The organism is Thalassospira australica (assembly GCF_000763295.1).
Classification (GTDB): domain Bacteria; phylum Pseudomonadota; class Alphaproteobacteria; order Rhodospirillales; family Thalassospiraceae; genus Thalassospira; species Thalassospira australica.
In genome coordinates this window covers 188,247-209,153 of sequence record NZ_JRJE01000032.1, presented here as the reverse complement: position 1 = coordinate 209,153, position 20,907 = coordinate 188,247, and the positions used below count along the sequence as shown (strand labels likewise).

Genomic DNA, 20,907 nt, shown 5'->3' with positions numbered 1-20,907 from the left:
CCCCTGTGGGGGCTTGCACAGAACCACCCGGAACAAACACAAACAAAAATGCCCGGCAAAAACCGGGCACTTTGATCATGTCTTTGAGCGCGTTGTGCTCAGTGAACTGCGCGTGGTTCCATATCGTGCTGGCGGATCGCGGCATTGGCAATCGCATGGTTTTCAAACGATGCGATATGGGTTCCGTCGGCGGTGAATACGCCGTAAACCAGTTCATCACTGTCTTCTTCGGTGCTGGGAACCTGACGTACATAGGCAACGTCATGAATGCCAAGCAGGGCGAAGTCGCCATTTGACAGCAGGCCAGTATCCTGACTGGTACGCTGGCCTGAGCCGGTGTCGTGGCTATCTGTTCGGTTTGTCATTTAAACCACTCCTGAAGTTAGTCTTTGCCGTCATTTTTGGCGGCGGAACTGTCCTCATCCTCGACATTCATATCGATGGTCCGAGAAGGGACAGCTTTTTTCTTGTTTGATCCAATCGCAATCTCGCGGACAACCGGTTCGGGCAATGGCCTGTTGAGGTCCACATGCAGCAAACCATTATCAAGATGTGCACCGACGACTTCAATGCCTTCTGCAAGCACAAATGACCGCTGGAACTGGCGCGATGCGATGCCACGATGGATATAGACCCGTTCACTGTCATCCTCGGTATGTTTGCCGCGGATGATCAGTTGGTTGTCTTCGGTGGTTACGGACAAATCGTCCTCGGCAAAACCGGCAACTGCCACAGTGATGCGCAGCTTGTTTTCACCGATTTGTTCGATGTTATAGGGCGGATAGCCCTCCGCCTTGGTCTTTGAAACCTGATCAAGAACCCGTTCGATCTGGTCAAAGCCCAAAAGCAATGGGCTGTTGAACATGGAAATTCGCGACATATGCAGCACCTCCTCCGTCAGAGCGAGTGTGGTTGTGATCGGATCCCACGCAGCATGCGTTTTGGGCATCCGGGTGTTCGACCCGAGGCATTCGGCACCGAACGTTTCATCTAATCAAATAAATGTGGTTTTCCGCCCAATAGTCAAGACTTCCCTGTCGGGAACCACGCGCATTCTTGACCTGCAAAAATAAGATATCTGGCGTGGTAACCCATTCAGGCCCCATTGGCACGGAATTATTACGTGCTATTTTGCGGCTTGTGGCAGTTCGGGCATGGCATCAAGCGCATAATAGGCAACCGATTGGTCTTTACCGCGGAGTGCAACTTCATGCAGTACAGCATTTCCCGGCAGGGGAATCGGGCCAAAATCAAACAATGTCTTTGAAATCACCAATGGTACGCCATGGCCTTTGGTCTGGGCTTCAAGGCGCGCTGTGGTGTTGATGGTATCGCCGATTGCACTGATGTTTTCGCGGCCCGGTGGTCCCATTTCCCCGACAATCGCCTTGCCCATGTGAATGCCAATCCCGATGCGCAACGGGTGGGGAAGTTCAGATTGCAAATGGTCGTTCAGCCCTTCAATCCGGCGCAACATCTCAGCCGCCCCGTTAAAGGACTGCAGGATGGTCTTTTCGGTATCTTCACTTTCGTGACCATAAAGCGCCATCAGACCATCGCCGGTGAATTGCGCATAATAGCCGCCGGTTGCACGCAGCGCCTCGGTCATCTCGGCAAAAAACTGATTAAGGATGAACAAAACGTCATAAGGCATTTTGCTTTCGCCAAGCTTGGTCGAATCGCGCAAATCAATAAAGATGCAGACAACCTGTCTTTCACTGCCAGACAAACCACCGGGGCGGCGACCATCGCGCGCGCTGGCGTTGGGCGGTAACAAGGGCACAACCGCCAGATCATTTTGGGGTCTGATCTGACAGGCCAGGCGCATGCCCTTGGGGGCCTGAATGCTTTTAAGGGCCGCGTCTTCAATCTGGCCGGGGCTGGCAAGTTGATCGGTGCCCGATCCGCAATGGATGCGGCATGTGGTGCAGCGCCCGTGTCCGCCACAGACCGAGGCCATCGGAATGCCCGCGTCACGCAATGCCTCAAGGGCGGTGGCCCCGGGCGGGACGCGCACAAACCGCCCGTTTGGCAGGCTTAACATCGGGCCACGTTTGACCCGGTCAATGGTTTGACGGATTTGGCGGATACCAAATGGTGCCAACGCCAATGCAATACTTAAAATCGTGAAGGGCAGAATGGCATTCTGGTAAAAATCAATCGCAGCCTGATTGATGTTGTTGGCTTCAAGAACACCAAACACATATTTGCGCCCGCCTTCTTCGGCCCGGCGGACGACTTCTGCTGCTGCGGCAGCATAGCCTGCAAGTGCCAGGGTCGGGACCAGAATGGCAAAGGTGCCAAACGTGTTGCGCCATTTCGGATAGAACGGTTTGACCCTGAGCCAGAAATGAATGCCGATGCAACCATGCGCCCAGACGACCACAACTGTGACCGCCTGCAAAAAGCCCTGAAACGGCACAAACACCGCAAGGTCAAGCAATACCCGTTCATATTCTGCCGTAACATCAAAGCCCAGATCGATGATCCGGGTTGCAATGATGTGGCGAAACATCAGGAACGGGATGCACAGACCCAAAATCATCTGGGCCCATTCCGATTTGCGCAGACGTAATGTGCGGCGGCTGGTCAGGCGTGCGGCAGCCAATACAAAGTGCGTGACCAGTGATAGCAGCAGCAAAATCTCCAGCGGCGGGAATCGCCAGACCTCGGTGGTATATTTGGCAAATTCTTCCATCAATTCCGGCGACACAATCCCCGCTGCATGGTTCAGCAGATGGATCAGCACATAGGAAAACAGGATCAGGCCGGAATAAAGCCGCAGGTTCTGGATCATCTGTACAGGTGCTCGTCTTGTTTATCGTCCCTGGTTTATTGTCCCGGGCCCGTCATCGACATTCTGTGGTCGATTGTCCCGGGTATGACCTGTTTGATCAGGGGGGCAATACTCTTGGTTGATAAACTGTTTTGTCCGTTCAGGCACGAAAAAAGCCATCAGGCTGCCCTGATGGCTTTCAACATTTTGTGTTGGCGTGGCTGACGATCAGGCGGCGGTTTCTACGCGCTTTCGCGTCAGGAACTTCACAATTGATTTGGCGAAATCAGCGCTTGATATCGGATTTCCCAGCGAGTTCACCGCGGTTTTGTGCGCATCATCGGGAATAAGGTCATTGCGTGCCTGCAAAAGGGCCTCTTGATAGGGGCGCATGAATTCAGGGTGCGGCTGGATCGATGCGGCATTGTCACCGTATTGCAGACCGGCATAGGGGCAGAACTCCGAACTGGCCCAGATCGTGGCACCTTCGGGCAATTCCACCACCTGGTCCTGATGGAACGCATTGATGCGAATGGTCTCAGCCGTGCCGGAAAGCCAGTCACTTTTGCCGACCGCAACGCCATATTCATGTACGCCAACACCCCAGCCCTTATCGGATTTCACGACCTTGCCGCCAAGCGCTGCTGCCAAAATCTGGTGACCAAAACAAACGCCAAACACCGGCATCTGGGCCGAAACCGCATCGCGCAGGAAATCCTGAAGGCGGATCATCCAGGGGGCGTTTTCGTAAACACCATGTTTGGAGCCGGTAATCAGCCAACCGTCGGCATCATTGATGTCGGTCGGGAAGTCGTTTTCAACAACCGTCCAGGTTTCAAATTCCAGGCTGGGGTCAACATCGCCAAGCAGTTTCTCAAACATCTTGGGGTAGCTTGTGAAAGTATCGCGAAGTTCTTCCGGGACGAGCCCGGTCTCAAGAATACCGATCTTCATGCAGAAACCTTTTTGGACTTCAATGTGGCGCTCTGTTGGTCAGGTATGGGATTTTAACGCCAAAGACAAGCCCGGTGCTGCGAGAATTCAGCTAATTTTTGACCGGAAATGCGAAACCGCCCGCATGGATACACGGGCGGTTGCAATCTCTGCGATCAGGTTTTCGTTTAACCGTTCCAGCGCATCGCCCGCGCGCCGCCCATGCCGACCACCATCGCGACGACAAATAAGATCGTGTCTGTCTGACCAAAGGCAAGTGCGCTTATGGCTGGTCCCGGGCAATATCCCACCAATCCCCAGCCCGTGCCGAACAAAAGCCCGCCAAGTACCAGCTTGGGTGTGATGGATTTATTGGTGGGAAGTCCCATGTCGCCGCCACATACCGCTTCGCTCCGGGTTTTGGCAAACATGAAAATCGGGGTGGCAACGGCCAACCCGCCCCCCATGACAAATGCAAGGCTCGGGTCCCAGCCACCCTCGGCAATCGCCCAGATATCCAGGAATCCCAGAACCTTTTGCGGGTCGATCATGCCCGAAATATAAAGGCCAAAGCCAAAAATCGTGCCGCAAATCAGGGAAACGAACGTCCGCATTACAGGCCTCCCATCAGATGGCGGGTGACAAGAACGGTGACAAAGCCTGCCGCCATAAACGAAAGCGTCGCGACCAGCGAGCGCAGTGAAAAGCGCGACAGACCACAAATGCCATGGCCGCTTGTACATCCGCTGCCAACTGTCGTGCCAACACCAACCAGAAGTCCGGCGACAATGATGACCGGAAGCGAATTTGTAACAACGCTTTGCGCTTCAAGCGGCGTGCCCGTCATCAGGATCAATGGGCCAAAGACCAAGCCGACAATAAAGGCCAGCCGTTCAAACAGGGTTTTATCCCCCTTTGATGGGGCCAGAATGCCGCCAAGAATGCCGCTGATGCCTGCAATGCGCCCATTAAGTAAAAGATACAGCCCGGATGCAAGGCCAATAAGCCCACCGCCGATCAGGGCAGATACAGGGGTAAAGTTTTCCATCATTACGTCCATGTTTAGAGAATTAAAATTAATATATACGAATGTATTAATTTTATCAATATCAATCGGAAAATGTTTGTTGATGTGGCCGCGCCAAAGTCCATCTGGAAACTATGTTGGGAACCATTTCGGATTTAGTCGGCAGCCAAACTGCACTTCGGCCAAGGCCATTTTCCCTACAAGGACCGCATTCGGGGGTTCACAATCTTGGTGGGTTGGGAATTGCCCATGGGCGATCCCCAGCAGAAACATGGCTGCCAGATATGTCGGGCAAACAGGTAGAAACCAATTTCTGGTGTTGGCTGGAACCGGGGGCGGACAAGGTTGGGACATCACCGGTGTATCATCACGGGGCTTATGTCATGCCCGCCACCGCCCGCTTTTTGTATGGCTTTATCGCGGGGATTCGCCGAACACTGGATGGCAAATCGCAAAAATCGCACTGAGATCCGGCGCGATTTTGCTACTGGATTGAATTTGGCCAATTTTATCTATCTTGCCAAAACCCGCGAATAATCCGATATAGCACTATCTTTGGCTGTGGCTCTGGCATGGTTGTCAGACCCCTTTTCAGGTTTCAAAACATAGATGAGCAAAGACCGTCTGTCGGCAAGCCGGCGACTGGATATGGCGTTGGCATTGGTCTCGCAGGCTGATTACACCGCTGCCAGTGATGTTGCGCGTGCCGCCATTGCAGCTGATCCGGATTGGGATGAAGCCCATTTCACGCTTGGCGATATCTATGAACGTGCTGGCGAAACGGAAAGCGCCATCGATGCCTTCCGGCAATATCTGATCCTTGATCCCCTTGATCGCATGGGGGCGAATGTTCGTCTGACCCTTTTGGGTGCTGCGGCAATGCGGGATCGTTTGCCACCTGATTATGTGCGCGCACTTTTTGATGATTATGCGCCGCGCTTTGAAAACAGCCTGCGGGATCGTTTGGCTTATCGCGGCCCCGAATTGCTGTTTGAAGCCGTCCGCCCGCATTTGCCCAATATGCTGCGCCCGCTTTCGGTCCTTGATCTTGGTTGCGGCACCGGGTTGGTCGGTGAGGTGTTTGGCGGTTATGTGGATGCCATTGACGGCATTGATCTGTCACCGCGCATGATCAATCGCGCCCGGCCAAAGGGCATTTATCGCACATTGATTGCCGGTGACATCACTGAAATACCTGCTGAAATCGGGCAGGATTACAGTCTTGTCATTGCTGCGGATGTTTTGAACTATCTTGGTGATCTTGCCCCGGCCTTGCGCGCAGCACGTGCGCGCATGCGCCCCGGTGCCCTGATGGCCTTTAGCCTTGAGCACGGCGAGGCCTTCCCGTTTGATCTTGGTCCGGGGCAACGTTTCCGCCATCATCAGCGCGCGGTGAGTGAATGGCTGCCGGAATGCGGGTTCTCGGTCGTTTCGGATGCGCCCGGTGTCCTGCGTCAGGAAAAGGGAAAACCGGTCAAAGGCCGCATCATGGTGATCCGCGCAACCCCTGCGCTTGCGCTGTTGCCGGTTGATATCATCGTCCCGGATGATCGGGGGGAAACCCCCACACGAAGCATGCATTGATATCAGGCGGCCTAAAATGCCTCAACCCGGGGTGTAAAGCCCGCCGCACAGGGCAACGGGTTTGTAATTCACACCTGCGATCATGATCAATTCGTGATCGGTATTCCGCGAATGACGGCCACTTCGTGATACAGGGCAACTTCCGGGTCCATATCAATCAGGTTTTGTGCTTCGGTCGCGGAAAGCGGCTTTTTGCCATCCGGGTCTGAATAGAATTTGCAGACAAGCTGCTTTTCAAGGTTGGTCCCGCTAAGCGCCTTTTCGAGCGTCACGAAAAACGAAATATCCGTGCCCGCATGCTGCAGCACGATTTTCGATGCGATCTTTTCGGGTTTATAGCCATTGGCTTCAAAACATTCGCAGATGATTTCTGTGCCGATGCGGCACCCGAAATTCATTACCAGTTGCGCATGCGGGGCCTGTTGGCGAACGCGGCGCATCAGCGCTTCATTTAACCCCAGTCCGACCGAGTTATAGGGATATTCGTCAAACAGGCTCCAGGGGTAATAATGCGCGATATGGTCTTCGGCCTCGTCTTCGGCCCCTTTGGCAAGTTTGACCGATTGGGCTTCGCGAAAAGCTGTCAGGCGTTCGTCGCTGGGCTCGCCCACTTGCGGGATGCAGGCGATCACCACATCGGTTTTGTCGATTTTTGCCCGTGCAGCGTCGGTATCAATCAGACTGACACTGCCGTGTACGGGTTCGAAATAGGCGGCATGTTGCGGGGACAGGCTGCGAAGGTTGCTTTCGGCAAGAACAACCAGCCGCGGATCAAGATCACTGCCATACACTCTGGCGGCACCGCAATTTCGTAAAATGAATGCGACATTGATGCCGGTGCCAACCCCGACCTCGTAAACGGTTTTGCCCCTGAGGTCAGCGCGCGCAAGCCCTTCCTGAAAGGTCTGGGTCCAGGGGTCCTCGGGATCAAAGGCGAAATCTGGTGTCTCGGGGGTGTTGGCGTATCGCCTGTGCGTCTCGCTGCTTTCTTTGGCGGGGTCTTCTAACATAATGCTTCCTGTTATTACGCACATCAGCCGGTCGCGGGACGCGGCAGGATCACGTCACATCCACCAAACGACCCCGGGACGCTTTGGGCGCGCTGGCGTGACGTTCTTTATTGTGGCCCTTAAGGCGGCGGGCGTTATGATCGACGGCAATGACCTGTCGTCCTGTGCCAATGCGCAGCATTTTTATTTTGCTTTGGTCGCTAACGGGTGAAGGCGACGAAATACCAAGCAACACTCGGGATGGGAAACGGCTGGCATCTTGGTGCTCGTGCAGGCGCGTGGTCGTCCTGCTTAATTGATTGACGCAAATTGCCGAATGTTGTGCGACAGTTGGACGTCTCCGGCCAGTGGACCAAGCGAGGCAGCCAGACGATCACAATTGCAGTCAGAACCGACCAGAACATTCAACGGTGCGCCGCAGTCATCCCGTCCAACCAGCGCCTGCATGATCCGCAGAAGGGTCGGGGCCGGGGACAGACCGTTACAGTCAATTGTGTTCGATACTTGCATGTCGTCTTCTCCTTGTCTGGCGAGCAGGATCTTTGACACACCGTCGGGAACGGTAAAGATATGCCAAAGCATGACGTGTTCCCCCAAGCCCGCAAGCAGGCAAGCCAACAGAAACACTTTCGACCATTGCGTGATCCCAGCATAAGGCCACCGCGACACTGTCGCTTGGGCGGGGCAGAAAGTCCTGTGACAAACCGGCTCTGCCAACTGGGTGGGTCAGAAGGGCTGATCTTGGCAATCAACCCGTTTTGGTCGTGATGTTTTCACCGCACCCGGACTGTCACACAACAGCACAGGATATTGCGTTTCAACAGGTTGGGCGCTGACATCATCCGATGTGACCGTCACCAAACCCCGACCAAAACCAACCGGAAATTCATCCGGTGTGACCATATTGAACTTGATGGTAGCAGTCACCGGGAGGGTGTCAAGGACGGATTTGATTATATTTTGCGCAACTGTCACAAAAGATTAAAAATTAATCACGGACATCCTGCGTCGCCGTTCGTAAATTCCGACGGCGTTCTAAAGGCTTTGAATTGCGCAATAAATCCTGTGTCCGCCCTGTCGGCAACGACAGGCTATTCAGGGTCCGGGCCCTAGTCGCGGAACCCCGGGTCCAGCCGGTCAGCAAGACGCATTTGTGCATCCCATTCCAGTTCGATGTCACCATCGTCATAGGCCATCTGGCTGAACTGTTCAGACACCCGTTTAATCACGGCATCATCAATCGCCCGAAGCGGGCGGCCCATGGCAAGGGTCGATTCCTGAATTTCACAGGCCCGGTTAAGATAGAACATGTTGGAAAACATCTGTCCGGCCGTCGCGCCAACCGTCAATAGTCCATGATTGCGCAGGATCAGGGCGATATTGTTGCCAAGTGCTGCAACGATTCTCTCGCGTTCCGCAAGATCAAGCGCAATGCCCTCATAGTCGTGATAGCCAATCTGCCCGTAATACTGCAGTGCAATCTGGTTAAGCGGCATCAGGCCTTCTTCAAGGCAGGAAACCGCAAATCCGGATCGTGTATGGGTATGCATCACCCAGGCTGCATCGTGGTGCCCCATATGCACAGCACTGTGAATGGTAAAGCCCGCCGGGTTCACGCGATAGGGCGTTTCTTCGACCTTGTTGCCATCAACATCAATCTTGACCAGTGAAGACGCCGTGATTTCTTCCCACATCAGCCCATAGGGATTGATCAGGAAATGCCCCGGTTCTCCGGGCACCTGGGCGGAAATATGGGTATAGATCGTATCGGTCATCTTGTAATGGGCTGCCAACCGGTAGCAGGCGGCAAGCTCAATGCGGCACTGCTTTTCGGCATCGCTCATGCCGCCCGTTTTGGCGGTTGCCTTGGCGTCATTCTGTGTTGCGATATGCATCCCGGTCTCCATTGCTCAGATCAAACGGCTTTACTCTTTGATATACACTTGTTTAACTGAGGAAGGAACCAAAGCGCAAACTTTCTTGTCCTTTCGGGCGAAAATCGCCTTTGAACAGGGCGGTGACGCGTGCAGGCACACGACTTTGCAGGGGATTTTGATATATGACGACCGCAGGACCGATTTACGGTGTGCTCCTAAGCGAAACGATGGATCTCAAGTCCTATTACGCCCTTGATTTCGGTGAAAAGGCGCCGGATGTCTGCCTGCTTAATCCTGATGAAGTCACCGATCTCGATGCCATCCGGTTTGCAGTTTGCTGGTTGCCCGGACCTGCCGCCTTTGCCCCCTATCCCAATCTTGAAATGGCGATGTCTGTTGGGGCTGGTGTTGATGATTTGCTCGGACATCCCGGTTTGCACGAAGGTGTTGCGATCTGCCGGGTGCGCGATCCCCATCAGGCACATCTGATGGCGGGCTATGCTGTGCATGAAGTCGTTCATTTTGAACGCGGCTTTGCCCAAATGCAGCAAAATCAGGCACAGGCACAATGGGCGCCACCGCCGATCCGCCCGCCCAGCGCGCTTAAGGTCGCGGTATTTGGCCATGGGTCGATGGGGGCTGTGATTGTCCGGGCGCTGGTTGAAACCGGCTTTTGCGTTTCTGTCGCCTGCCGCCGCCCCCCAAAGGATCAAATCAGCGGGGTCCGTTACTTTTCCGGGGACGACTCGGTGATCAAGGCCGCTACCGACATGAATGTTGTGATCAACACCCTGCCGTTAACCGCCCAAACCGAAGATGTTCTGAACGCCGATCTTTTTGCCAGGTTGGCCAAGGGGGCCTGGCTTATCCAGATCGGGCGCGGCGAACATCTGGCAGAGGCCGACTTTGTCGCAGCCCTTGAAAGCGGGCAGCTCAGCGGGGCGACACTTGATGTCTTTCGCGAAGAACCCTTGCCATCGGATCATCCATTCTGGCGCGATCCGCGCCTGCGCATCACCCCGCATGTCGCCAGTGATACGACACCCGCCGTCGTTGCCGAACAGGCCCTGCAATCGGCCCGTGAGTTGCTGGCGGGCACGCCGCTCAGTCTGGCTGTAAACCCGGCACAAGGATACTGATGTGCACTCACCGATCAGGCTTTGCTATACGCAGGGCTTGATCAAGCTGATAAATTATTCAATTGTATAACAATGTGCTTTGAGCACCTTCGCCAGTCAGTCGGGAACCGGGGATGAGCAGAAAAACATTCCAGCGCCTATCACTTGATGATCGCCGCCGCAGTTTGATGGAGGCGACGCTTAGCTGTGTGGCGCGTCACGGACTGCATGGGGCATCAGTGCGCCGCATCACCGAGGAGGCCGGGGTCACCGTCGGGTTGGTGCGCCATTATTTTGGCAGCAAGGATGAAATGATCCGCAATGCCTATGCCTATCTTGTCGGGCAGCTCACCGCCCAGGCCAGTGAAAGCGCAAACCGCGGCGAAGGATCGCCGGAAACACAGCTCTCGCGCTTTCTGCGCGCCAATATGACAATGCCCAACATGGCCGAAGAAACCGTATCGCTGTGGGCGACCTTCATCGGGCGTGTGCGCCATGATCCGGGCTTTGCCGAAATTCATCGTGACGGTTACCGCGAATTTCTGTCTGTGCTTGAAACCCTGATCGAGCCGGTTCTGATCCGTCATGGCTGCCCGCACAGTGTCGCGATCTGCAAAAACCATGCGATTGCGCTCAATGGTCTGGTCGATGGCCTGTGGATGGAAGGTGCCCTGAATTCCGGGCTTTATGCCCGCGATATCCTGCCCGATCTGGTCATTACATCGGCAGAACGTCTTTTGGGGCTGCCGGCTGGTGTGCTTGCTGATCCGCAAGGCACCTTGCAGCAACCCCTGCAACGCTCCAAACAACTCGAACAACCCGAACAAAAAAGCAAAGCATCATGAGATATGCCAGGATTACCGACCGTCTTGCCGAACTTGGCGGGGCAAAATGGGCTGTTCACAACGCCGCACGGGACCGCGAAGCCCAGGGGGCATCGATCATCGAGCTGACGATTGGCGAGCCCGACATTCCCGTCGATCCGGCATTGATTGACGCCTGCGAAGCTTCCATGCGCCGTGGCCGCACCCATTATTCCAATGGCCGGGGCGAGGTCGGCCTGCTTGATGCGCTTGTGGATAAATACAAACCCGTCTGGCCCGATATCACCCCGGAAAACATCCTGTGTTTCCCCGGCACGCAAACTGCGCTTTATACCGTCATCACCGCTTTGGTTGATGCGGGCGAGGGCGTTCTGGTTGGGGATCCCTATTACGCCACCTATGCCGGTGTGATCCGCGCATCCGGTGCGGTGCTGCAGGCCGTGCCCCTTGGGATCGAACACGGCTTTATCATGCAGCCGGGTGACCTGCGCGCATCCGTCACCAAGGACAGCCGGGTTCTGTTGCTCAACACCCCGCACAACCCATCAGGCGCGCTACTTGATCGCAAAACGCTTGCGGAATTTGGCAAAATCGCCACCGAACATGATTTGTGGATTGTCTGTGACGAGGTTTACGAGGATCTGGTGTTCGAGGGCAGTTTTGCATCCCCGCTTGAAATCGAAGAACTGCGTGACCGGACCATTGTTGTCTCGTCAATCTCCAAAACCTTTGCCGCCACCGGCTTTCGCAGTGGCTGGGCGGTCGGGCCAGAAGAGCTTTGCACCAAGGTGTTGCCGATTTCCGAAACCATCCTGTTTGGCAATCAGCCCTTCATTGCCGATGCGACCGAGGTTGCACTGCGCGGCAATTTGGATACGGCAAAACGCATGTGCAAAAGCTACGCCGCGCGTGTCGATCTGATCGAGACCGAGCTTGCCGGGTGCACGGCCCTTAAAACCGGCAAGGTATCAGGCGGCATGTTTGCCATGATCGATGTCGGGGCGACCGGGATGAACGGCGAAGATTTCGCCTGGGGGCTTTTGGACGAACAAGACGTCGCGGTCATGCCCGGCGCATCCTTCGGTGAAAACGCCAAAAACCTGATCCGCGTGGCATTGACCGTCCCCGACGAAGACCTTCGCGAAGCCATCAAACGCATCCGTGCCTTTGCCGAGGCAAAGGCATAGACGCTTTTGGGGCCTATTTGGGCATATCACCCCGGATGATATAGGCCAGTGCCGCAACCACCTGTTCGGGTTCGCGCGCCACACCATTGGCCGCACCGTCGACTTCCTTCAGCGCATGGTCATGCTCGGTCGGGTGCAACGTAATATACGGGATGCCAAGGGCGGCGGCCTGACCGGCATCAAAGGCAGCATTCCACTGCTTGTATTTCTCGCCAAAGCGAATCACGGCAAGATCGGACTGTGACAGCAAGGTCTGGGTGCGCATGGCGTTAAGCTGCGCGCCCTTGCGGTCATGCCAGAATTTGTTTTCTTCAGCACCAAAAACAGCAACGCCGCAATCATCAGAATCTTCATGCACGGTGATTGGGGCGACCAGTTCGACCGGAAGGCCTGCTTCTTTCACACCCGTTTCAATACGCTCGCGCCAGTCACTGTGAATTTCGCCCGACAAATAGACGGTCCAAACCTTGCTCATGGTCTTCTCCCAGTTGGATTTACTGGGCGGCAGTCTTCGGGGATGGGCAAGGGGATGTCAAGCAAGACCCCAAAACGACAAAACCCGTCGCCAAAGGCAACGGGTTTTGAATGGTGGAGCCGATCAGGATCGAACTGACGACCTCTACAATGCCATTGTAGCGCTCTCCCAACTGAGCTACGGCCCCACTTTGTCCGCGTCGCAGAAGAATTTTAAAGCCTCTGCGGCGCGGCGCATATTTAGAAGGTTCGCCAAATGTTGGCAAGACCCTTTTTCAAAATTTCTTAGCGATCGTCGTCGTCTGCTTCGACGTGTTCAAAGACTTCGCCAAGATCATCGTCGTCTTCGCCAAGATCAGAGGCGTCCTCGAGAATATCGTCGTCGATATCGCCATCGACATCATCTTCAAGATCATTGACGTCATCGACGTCTTCGTCTTCTTCTGGTGCCGGTTTTGCAACCGCGGATTTCTTGACCTTTGTCGCGCCATCTGGTGTGGCGCATTTCGGGCAGATAACCGGGGTTCGGTTCAGGTCATAATACTTGGTATCACAAGCGAGGCAGTGACGTTTCTTACCGCGTGCTGACATTACGGCAAATCCTCTTAATTACCGTTATCATCGAAGGGACTGTATGTCGCGAAGCGCAGCAAGGCTGCACACAGCGTCTTGTCTGAAAGGCCCAATTGCCATCTTGCGGGCACCTTGTCAAAAGGAAATTGATCGTTTTTTTCGCTGGCAGCCCAGTTCCATAAATCTGCCGCACATTGCGCCAAATTCCCATACCAAAAATCGGGCCCGAAATCGGGTTCGATGCTGGTGCGTGCCAACCGCTTGTGCTAGAGCATTGATCCCCTGATTGAACGGTGGCCGAGCGCCTGAAACAAGGCTGCACCGCACCACGTTTTCAATCAGGCTTTTGTTGGGTCCTGACCCAAGATGGCAAAACAGTTACTGACAGGTATGACCGAATGAGTTCTTCGCTGACCAAACGCCCGCTGTCCTCGGCCAAGGCCGGGCCGCTTACGGGCGATATCCGGGTTCCGGGTGACAAATCAATTTCCCATCGCTCCCTGATGTTTGGTGGTCTGGCAATCGGCACGACCAAGGTCACCGGCCTGCTCGAAGGCGAAGATGTTCTGGCAACCGCGGATGCCATGCGCAAACTCGGCGCCACCGTTACCCGTGATGAAGACGGCACCTGGCATGTCACCGGCGTTGGTGTCGGGGCGCTTCGCGAACCCGATAGCGTGATTGATATGGGCAATGCCGGGACCGGCATTCGTCTGATGGCGGGCATCGTTGCCACCCATCCGATCACGACGTTTTTCACAGGCGACGCATCGCTGTGCAAACGCCCGATGGGCCGTGTGGCCGATCCGTTGTCCGAATTTGGCGCCCAGTTCATCACGCGCGATCGCGGCCGCCCGCCGATGGCGGTGATTGGTACGGATGAAGCAAAGCCCGTGACCTATACCCTGCCGATGGCCTCTGCCCAGGTGAAATCGGCCGTCATGCTTGCGGGCCTGAATACCACCGGCACCACCACGGTGATTGAACCCAAACCGTCGCGCGACCACACCGAACGGATGCTGCGTCACTTTGGTGTTGATGTGGATGTTGCGGTTAATGACGATGGTGGGCGCACCGTCAGCCTGACCGGTCCGGTCGAAATGAAGGCGGCGGACATTGTGGTTCCGACCGATCCCAGTTCGGCGGCATTCCCCATGGTGGCGGCCCTGATCAATCCGGGGTCAAACGTGACCATTCGCGATGTTTGTCTGAACCCGCTGCGCACCGGTTTGATCACCACCCTGATTGAGATGGGCGGTGACATCACGATTACCAACGAACGCGAAGAAGCCGGTGAAACCATCGGCGATCTGGTCGTAACCGGCAAGAACCGCCTTAAGGGCATTGTCGTTCCGGCCGAACGCGCACCATCGATGATTGATGAATATCCGGTACTTGCCGTGGCTGCGGCCTATGCCGAGGGTGAAACACGCATGTGCGATCTTGAAGAATTGCGCGTGAAGGAATCGGATCGTCTGGCGGCGGTGGCTGCTGGTCTTGAAGCCAATGGCGTGATCCATCGCATCGAAGGCGATGATCTGATTGTGACCGGTGGTGTGGTGCCCGGGGGTGGCATGGTGGAAACCCATCTGGATCACCGTATTGCCATGTCGTTCCTGGTTTTGGGATTGGGGGCGGAAAAGCCGGTTGCGGTGGATGATGCCAACCCGATTGCCACCAGTTTCCCGAACTTTGAAACACTGATGGGGGATATGGGCGCAAAATTGGCCCTGCATTCCTGATCCGTCACCCCAATATATAAAGCACGACCAAGCCAGATATATAAACAGGGAGAGCTGCATATGATCATCGCCATTGATGGGCCGGCTGCGTCCGGCAAGGGGACTTTGGCGCGTCGAGTCGCGGACGCAATGGACTATGCCTATCTTGATACCGGCCTGTTGTATCGTGCCACCGGTGCGAAAGTTCTGGCCGAAAATGCAGATCCCGCAAATGAAGCTGCTGCTGTTGCGGCGGCGGAAAATCTTGGTGCTGATGATCTTGTCGGCGAGGCACTTCGCAGCGAAGACGTCGGTACGGCGGCCTCAAAAGTTGCAGCGATTCCAAAGGTTCGCGAGGTGTTGCTTGATTTTCAGCGCAGCCTTGCCACCACCCCGCCAGGCGGTAAGCGTGGGGCGGTTCTTGATGGTCGTGACATCGGAACGGTGGTCTGTCCGGACGCCCCGATCAAGTTTTACCTGACCGCAAGTGTCGAAGAACGTGCAAACCGTCGGTTCAAACAGTTGCAGGAAAAAAATCCCGCTGCTATATACGAGCGCGTTCTTAAAGAGCTTGAAGAACGGGATGCCCGAGACAGTGCACGCGATGTCGCACCGCTCAAGATGGCAGAAGACGCAATCCACATTGATACGGACCGTCTGAATGCCAACGCAGTGTTCGATGCCGTCATGGCACATATCCACACCCATATGGGCGCGGATGACTGATCAAAGGGCGTTTTAACCGTCAGGCGTTGAACGATCCCGAGGTACCGGTCTTTGACCTGTCCCTAAGGTGAACGACATGTGCGTTCACCTTTTCGCGTATGGAAGGGTCGCCTTTACATGCGTTCGGGCTTGAACAGTGAATGACACATCGCCGCGATTTTGCGGCAAAGACCACCGGACACAACCGGTTGGCCAGAATATAGTGACGATACTCGAAAGGAAGTCTGGTTTATGACCACCGCTGAAGAAGCACAATTCTCGACTGGCGAAGATTTTGCCGCCCTGTTGGCCGAAACCCTTGGTTCTGAAGACGAAGGTTTTGTTGGCCGCGTAATGACCGGTTCGGTCGTTAAAAAAACCGACGATGATGCCATCGTCGATGTCGGCCTCAAATCCGAAGGTCGCGTTCCGCTTAAAGAATTTGGTACCGGCGAAGTAAACATTGGCGATACCGTTGATGTTTATGTCGACCGTTATGAAAACAAGGATGGCCTGATCGTACTGTCGCGCGAAAAAGCGCGCCGCGAAGAAGCATGGGTTGAGCTGGAAAAACAGTTCTCCGATGGCAAACGCGTAGACGGCACCATCTTTGGTCGTGTTAAAGGCGGCTTCACCGTTGACCTGTCGGGCGCAGTTGCGTTCCTTCCGGGCAGCCAGGTTGATATCCGTCCGGTACGTGACGTGACCCCGCTGATGAACAACCCGCAGCCGTTCCAGATCCTGAAAATGGATCGTTCGCGCGGTAACATCGTGGTTTCCCGTCGTGCGGTTCTCGAAGAAACCCGTGCAGAACAGCGTGCTGAACTGATCCAGAACCTTCAGGAAGGTCAGGTTCTTGACGGCGTTGTCAAAAACATCACCGATTACGGCGCATTCGTCGATCTTGGTGGCGTTGATGGCCTGCTGCACGTTACCGACATTGCCTGGAAACGTATCAACCATCCGTCCGAAGCCCTTCAGATCGGCCAGACTGTTAAAGTTCAGGTCATCCGCTTCAACAGCGAAACCCAGCGTATCTCGCTTGGCATGAAGCAGCTTGAAGCTGATCCGTGGGAAGGTGTCGAAGCCAAATACCCGGTCGGTTCGAAATTCGAAGGTCGTGTCACCAACATCACCGATTACGGCGCATTCGTCGAACTCGAAGCTGGTGTCGAAGGCCTGGTCCACGTTTCGGAAATGTCCTGGACCAAGAAAAACATCCACCCGGGCAAAATCGTTTCGACCTCGCAGGAAGTCGAAGTCATGGTGCTCGACGTCGATGCACAGAAACGCCGTATCTCGCTTGGTCTCAAGCAGTGCACCTCGAACCCGTGGGACGCATTCCTTGCATCTCACCCGGTCGAGTCCGAGATCGAAGGCGAAGTCAAGAACATCACCGAATTCGGTCTGTTCATTGGCCTTCTGGGCGGTATCGACGGCATGGCTCACCTCTCGGACCTGTCATGGGACCGCGCTGGTGAAGAAGTCATCAAGGAATACAAAAAAGGTGACATCGTCAAAGCCAAGGTTCTTGACGTTGACGTTGAAAAAGAACGCATCTCGCTCGGCATCAAACAGCTTTCCGGCGATCCGTTCAAAGAAGCTGTCACCGGCATCAAACGTGGCGAAGCTGTCACCTGTGAAGTTACCGAAGTTAACGACGGTGGCATCGAGGTTTCCGTTGGCGACACCGAACTGAAAGGCTTCATCCGTAAAGCTGAGCTGGCGCGCGAGCGTTCTGAACAGCGTCCGGAACGCTTTGCAGTTGGTGAAAAAGTCGACGCACGTGTTACCGCGATCGATTCCAAAACCCGTAAAGTTTCCCTCTCGGTCAAAGCTCTTGAAGTTGCTGACGAGAAGAAAGCAATGGCGGATTACGGTTCGGCAGACAGCGGTGCATCGCTCGGCGATATCCTCGGCGAAGCACTTCGCAAAAAACAGGGCGGCGAATAAGCCTCCTTGTCCAAAGTTTGATCTGCGCTTTCGCAGGTCACAGAAACGGGTCGCGCATTGCGCGGCCCGTTTTCTTTTGCCCAATTACCTTCGCGGTGGTTAGCCACGCGGCAGGATAAGTGGTTCAGCTTGTAGGGAAATGACATGCAACAGGATCGCGGGGGTTTAATATTATCCGTGTAATTGACCTGATTGTTCCATTCGATGCACCAATATCGGTGTTTTTCGCGAAAATTTTGATTTTAAACGGTTTTTGTTCTTGCCTTCGGGGCTGAGAAAAACCATTTGAAGAGACAGGTTTAAGGGGTAGCATTCCCCTAAGTGTTTGATTGATCTTTATAACCGGGGCACCCTGATGGCGCTTGATGCCGATATTCTGCTTGATCGACGCCGTTTGAAGAAATCCATCTTCCGCTGGCGCGTGGTGGCAGTGGTTGCTGTACTGGCCGTGATTGTCATCGGATTGTCGGGGACAGCCGTCAAAGACAGTGTCATGGGCACCCTTGGCCCGAAGATTGTTGAAATCACCATCGAAGGCGTGATTGCCGAAGACCCCTATCTTCTCGATGCGCTCAGTGCGATTGAAGAAGACAGCGACGTGGTCGGTGTGATTGTTCATATCAACAGCCCCGGTGGCACCATGGTCGGTGGTGAAACCCTCTATGAGGCGCTGCGCCGCATCGGTGAAACCCGCCCGATTGTTGCGGAAATGGGCACGGTTGCTGCATCGGGCGGCTATATGACCGCGATTGCGGCGGATCATATCGTTGCGCGCCGAGGGACCATTACCGGCTCTATCGGGGTGATTTTCCAGTCGATGAATTTCACCGGAACGCTTGAAAAGCTTGGTGTTGAACCGATGACGGTCAAAAGCGGCCCGCTCAAAGCAGCACCCAATCCGTTCGAACCTGTTGATGCTGCTGCAAAATCGGCCATGCAGGGCCTGATTTCGGACATGTTTGAAGTGTTTGTTGGCATGGTTGCAGATCGCCGTGACTTGCCGGTGGATACGGTTCGCAGCCTTGCAGATGGCCGCGTCTATACCGGACAGCAGGCCGTTGCCAACGGGTTGATTGATGAAATTGGAGGCCGTCGTGAAGCCTTGAGCTGGCTTGAAGAAGAAGCCGGTATCACGCCGGAAGCGGAGGTTGTACCGCTTGAAATCGAGTACCCGGAAGACGATCTGATGACGGCCCTTCTTGAGGGAAACCTTGGAAAAGTGCTGTCATCTGAGGGGCTTAAACTTGACGGTTTGCTGGCGGTCTGGCAACCTGAGTGAGAGTTACCCAAGAGTATATCTGAATCCGCGGTTGAGTAAGACTGTCAGCACGAACAGGATGGGGCCTGGAAATGACAAAATCTGAACTGATTGCCCGCCTTGCCGAGATGAACCCGCATCTTTATCAGCGAGACGTCGAACGGATTGTCGCAACGATCTTTGACGAAATTACCGATGCGCTTGCGCGCGGTGATCGGGTCGAACTTCGCGGTTTTGGGGCATTTTCCGTCAAGCACCGCGATGCCCGGGTCGGACGCAACCCGCGCACCGGGGATGCCGTCCCCGTCGGCGAGAAAAAGGTTCCCTATTTCAAGACTGGCAAACAGCTCCGCGAGCGTTTGAATTAATTCCCGTCTGGTAAATTACTGATTGATGCCAGGGGTTTGGCGTTGCCATGATCCCCGGTTTTGGTCAGGTGTGCTCGCAGTTTGGCGGTGACGCGTTGGGGGCCTGACCTAAAGTGTCACGGACGGCTTGGCTTTTGCCCGCTTCTTGCCCCATACTGCACAGACAGATGATCAAATGTGACCTGCTGTCCGATCCTGACGCCGTCCGCTTTGCCGGTGCGGCGCTGACGGTCTGGCACAAGGAGCTAAGAATGCGCTTCCTTTACTGGATTATTTCCATTCCGCTTGCCGTATTGATTGCGGTTTTTGCTGTCTCCAACCGGGCACCGGTGACGCTTTCACTCTGGCCATTGCCGTTTGAAGTCGATCTGCCCCTGTTCCTGCCCATCATGGTCGCCCTGCTGATCGGCTTGGGCATCGGCTTTGCCTTCGAATGGTTGCTTCAGGGAAAGCACCGTCGGGCAGCGCGGCGTATGGACAACGAGCTTAAGCGCATCAAAACAGATGACACAACGCCGACAACCCCAAATGCCGATCAAAAGGCCATTGGCCATAGTTAGAGTCTATTCCAAGGGCTCCGTTTCGGGGCCCTTTTGCTGTCTGGCCTCGTGGCGGCAAAGAACGGGACAATGCCGTCTGCATACGATTGGCCCGATTTGACATTGGCCTTTCTTGTTAAATCGGCTAATCCATGTCCGGTCCGCAGCCGCCGGAAATTTCCAGCATTCTGACAGATGTGGGCCTGACCTATCACCAGCCGACTGCCAGCTTGATGGAGGACCGCATGACCCAGACCCTTTCCGCCAAAGACCGCATTTTCTGTGCGATTGATACCACCGATCTTGATCATGCGATTGATTTGGCATCGACCCTTTCGGGCGTCATCGGCGGGGCCAAGCTTGGCAAGGAATTCTTCGCCGCCCACGGGCCTCAGGGGGTGCGCGCTGTCGCCAAGGCCGGCATGCCGATCTTTCTTGATGTCAAATATCACGACATTCCCAATACGGTCGCAGGTGCCGTTCGCGCCGTGACACCGATGGGTCTTAAGATCGTCAATGTTCATGCCGCAGGCGGGTTGGATATGATGAAACGTGCCGGTGATGCGGCCCGTGAAGCGGCTGATAAAGCCGGTGTTGATGTCCCATGGGTGATTGCGGTCACCATCCTGACCAGCCTGGATCAGGGCGACCTTGATGATGTCGGCCTCAAAGGTCCGATCGAAGACCGCGTGGTCAAACTGGCCGAGCTAACCCAAAAGGCGGGTCTTGATGGTGTTGTTTGCTCTGCCCGGGAAATTACCCCGGTGCGCAAGGCCCTTGGCCCGGATTTCAAGCTGATCACGCCGGGTATCCGCCCGGTCTGGGCAACCAGCGACGATCAAAAACGCATTGTGAGCCCCGCCGATGCCGTGGCGATGGGCAGTGATGTACTTGTGATCGGCCGCCCGATCACCAAGGCAGATGACCCGGTTGCAGCAGCCAGGAAAATCGTCGCCGAACTTTCCTGATATCTATCCGCG

The 20,907-nt window shown here is 55.1% G+C and carries 24 protein-coding genes and 1 tRNA gene; 12 read left to right on the top strand and 13 right to left on the bottom strand.

Annotation, left to right across the window (positions count from 1 at the left end; translation table 11 throughout):
* Window positions 1-98: 98 nt before the first annotated feature.
* The 6 genes from JF44_RS0117075 to JF44_RS0117050 all read right to left on the bottom strand — a co-directional run bounded on the left by JF44_RS0117075 (window position 99) and on the right by JF44_RS0117050 (window position 4,757).
* Entirely contained in the window at window positions 99-365 is a 267-nt protein-coding gene (locus JF44_RS0117075) for a DUF1150 family protein (protein ID WP_033070185.1), read from the bottom strand.
* Between the two features lie 17 nt (window positions 366-382).
* A complete protein-coding gene (locus tag JF44_RS0117070; RefSeq protein ID WP_033070619.1) occupies window positions 383-880 on the bottom strand; it encodes an Hsp20 family protein in 498 nt (165 codons plus the stop codon).
* 246 nt (window positions 881-1,126) lie between these two features.
* Window positions 1,127-2,797 carry an adenylate/guanylate cyclase domain-containing protein gene (locus JF44_RS0117065; RefSeq protein WP_033070184.1) on the bottom strand — a complete coding sequence of 557 codons (1,671 nt, stop codon included), beginning with the start codon at window positions 2,795-2,797 and terminating at the stop codon, window positions 1,127-1,129.
* Between the two features lie 207 nt (window positions 2,798-3,004).
* Window positions 3,005-3,730: a glutamine amidotransferase-related protein gene (locus tag JF44_RS0117060; protein ID WP_033070183.1), complete on the bottom strand. Its 726-nt coding sequence runs from the start codon at window positions 3,728-3,730 to the stop codon at window positions 3,005-3,007.
* A 167-nt stretch (window positions 3,731-3,897) separates the two neighbouring features.
* Window positions 3,898-4,323: a DUF6691 family protein gene (locus JF44_RS0117055; protein ID WP_033070182.1), complete on the bottom strand. Its 426-nt coding sequence runs from the start codon at window positions 4,321-4,323 to the stop codon at window positions 3,898-3,900.
* Window positions 4,323-4,757 carry a YeeE/YedE family protein gene (locus tag JF44_RS0117050; RefSeq protein WP_202901531.1) on the bottom strand — a complete coding sequence of 145 codons (435 nt, stop codon included), beginning with the start codon at window positions 4,755-4,757 and terminating at the stop codon, window positions 4,323-4,325. The genes JF44_RS0117055 and JF44_RS0117050 overlap by 1 nt, the downstream gene beginning before the upstream one ends.
* A 263-nt stretch (window positions 4,758-5,020) precedes the next feature.
* Here JF44_RS0117050 and JF44_RS0117045 point away from each other — a divergent pair, with 263 nt between their 5' ends.
* Together JF44_RS0117045 and JF44_RS0117040 are read left to right on the top strand one after the other, a co-directional pair.
* Entirely contained in the window at window positions 5,021-5,203 is a 183-nt protein-coding gene (locus JF44_RS0117045) for a hypothetical protein (RefSeq protein ID WP_033070180.1), read from the top strand.
* Window positions 5,204-5,345: 142 nt separating this feature from the next.
* Window positions 5,346-6,320, top strand: a complete 975-nt coding sequence (locus tag JF44_RS0117040; RefSeq protein ID WP_033070179.1) for a methyltransferase domain-containing protein — start codon at window positions 5,346-5,348, stop codon at window positions 6,318-6,320.
* Window positions 6,321-6,406: 86 nt separating this feature from the next.
* Here JF44_RS0117040 and JF44_RS0117035 read toward each other — a convergent pair whose 3' ends face one another.
* From JF44_RS0117035 to JF44_RS0117015, 3 genes are all read right to left on the bottom strand, one after another.
* Window positions 6,407-7,330, bottom strand: a complete 924-nt coding sequence (locus tag JF44_RS0117035; RefSeq protein WP_033070178.1) for a methyltransferase domain-containing protein — start codon at window positions 7,328-7,330, stop codon at window positions 6,407-6,409.
* Window positions 7,331-7,621: 291 nt separating this feature from the next.
* Window positions 7,622-7,912, bottom strand: coding sequence for a hypothetical protein (locus JF44_RS0117025; RefSeq protein ID WP_156111715.1), 291 nt, complete (start codon window positions 7,910-7,912; stop codon window positions 7,622-7,624).
* A 527-nt stretch (window positions 7,913-8,439) separates the two neighbouring features.
* The gene (locus JF44_RS0117015) at window positions 8,440-9,225 is read right to left on the bottom strand and encodes a class II aldolase/adducin family protein (RefSeq protein ID WP_081944517.1); all 786 of its coding nucleotides are present in this window, start codon (window positions 9,223-9,225) and stop codon (window positions 8,440-8,442) included.
* Between the two features lie 164 nt (window positions 9,226-9,389).
* Here JF44_RS0117015 and JF44_RS0117010 point away from each other — a divergent pair, with 164 nt between their 5' ends.
* The 3 genes from JF44_RS0117010 (at window position 9,390) to JF44_RS0117000 (ending at window position 12,336) form a co-directional block, all read left to right on the top strand.
* Complete coding sequence (locus tag JF44_RS0117010) at window positions 9,390-10,346, top strand: NAD(P)-dependent oxidoreductase (protein ID WP_033070174.1); 957 nt, start codon at window positions 9,390-9,392, stop codon at window positions 10,344-10,346.
* A gap of 113 nt (window positions 10,347-10,459) precedes the next feature.
* The gene (locus tag JF44_RS0117005) at window positions 10,460-11,170 is read left to right on the top strand and encodes a TetR/AcrR family transcriptional regulator (protein WP_033070173.1); all 711 of its coding nucleotides are present in this window, start codon (window positions 10,460-10,462) and stop codon (window positions 11,168-11,170) included.
* Complete coding sequence (locus tag JF44_RS0117000; protein WP_033070172.1) at window positions 11,167-12,336, top strand: pyridoxal phosphate-dependent aminotransferase; 1,170 nt, start codon at window positions 11,167-11,169, stop codon at window positions 12,334-12,336. The genes JF44_RS0117005 and JF44_RS0117000 overlap by 4 nt, the downstream gene beginning before the upstream one ends.
* Window positions 12,337-12,349: 13 nt before the next feature.
* Here the strand turns inward: JF44_RS0117000 and JF44_RS0116995 are convergent, their stop codons facing one another.
* From JF44_RS0116995 to JF44_RS0116980, 4 genes are all read right to left on the bottom strand, one after another.
* Complete coding sequence (locus JF44_RS0116995; RefSeq protein ID WP_033070171.1) at window positions 12,350-12,811, bottom strand: YtoQ family protein; 462 nt, start codon at window positions 12,809-12,811, stop codon at window positions 12,350-12,352.
* Window positions 12,812-12,922: 111 nt separating this feature from the next.
* Window positions 12,923-12,998: transfer RNA gene (locus JF44_RS0116990), tRNA-Ala, on the bottom strand.
* A 97-nt stretch (window positions 12,999-13,095) separates the two neighbouring features.
* Window positions 13,096-13,401 (bottom strand): FYDLN acid domain-containing protein, encoded by a 306-nt coding sequence (locus JF44_RS0116985; protein ID WP_033070170.1) that lies wholly within the window; start codon window positions 13,399-13,401, stop codon window positions 13,096-13,098.
* A 14-nt stretch (window positions 13,402-13,415) separates the two neighbouring features.
* A complete protein-coding gene (locus JF44_RS0116980; protein ID WP_033070169.1) occupies window positions 13,416-13,640 on the bottom strand; it encodes a hypothetical protein in 225 nt (74 codons plus the stop codon).
* A gap of 141 nt (window positions 13,641-13,781) precedes the next feature.
* Between JF44_RS0116980 and aroA the strand changes: the two genes are divergently transcribed.
* From aroA to pyrF, 7 genes are all read left to right on the top strand, one after another.
* A complete protein-coding gene (aroA, locus tag JF44_RS0116975) occupies window positions 13,782-15,125 on the top strand; it encodes a 3-phosphoshikimate 1-carboxyvinyltransferase (protein WP_033070168.1) in 1,344 nt (447 codons plus the stop codon).
* 60 nt (window positions 15,126-15,185) lie between these two features.
* Window positions 15,186-15,830: a (d)CMP kinase gene (gene cmk, locus JF44_RS0116970; protein ID WP_033070167.1), complete on the top strand. Its 645-nt coding sequence runs from the start codon at window positions 15,186-15,188 to the stop codon at window positions 15,828-15,830.
* Between the two features lie 231 nt (window positions 15,831-16,061).
* Window positions 16,062-17,762, top strand: coding sequence for a 30S ribosomal protein S1 (gene rpsA / locus JF44_RS0116965; RefSeq protein WP_033070166.1), 1,701 nt, complete (start codon window positions 16,062-16,064; stop codon window positions 17,760-17,762).
* 355 nt (window positions 17,763-18,117) lie between these two features.
* Entirely contained in the window at window positions 18,118-19,041 is a 924-nt protein-coding gene (gene sppA, locus JF44_RS0116960) for a signal peptide peptidase SppA (protein WP_033070617.1), read from the top strand.
* A 71-nt stretch (window positions 19,042-19,112) separates the two neighbouring features.
* Window positions 19,113-19,388 carry an integration host factor subunit beta gene (gene ihfB / locus JF44_RS0116955; RefSeq protein ID WP_028791807.1) on the top strand — a complete coding sequence of 92 codons (276 nt, stop codon included), beginning with the start codon at window positions 19,113-19,115 and terminating at the stop codon, window positions 19,386-19,388.
* 167 nt (window positions 19,389-19,555) lie between these two features.
* Complete coding sequence (locus JF44_RS0116950) at window positions 19,556-19,948, top strand: LapA family protein (RefSeq protein WP_238318483.1); 393 nt, start codon at window positions 19,556-19,558, stop codon at window positions 19,946-19,948.
* Window positions 19,949-20,172: 224 nt separating this feature from the next.
* Window positions 20,173-20,895 (top strand): orotidine-5'-phosphate decarboxylase, encoded by a 723-nt coding sequence (gene pyrF, locus JF44_RS0116945; protein ID WP_033070615.1) that lies wholly within the window; start codon window positions 20,173-20,175, stop codon window positions 20,893-20,895.
* The last annotated feature ends 12 nt before the right edge of the window (window positions 20,896-20,907 follow it).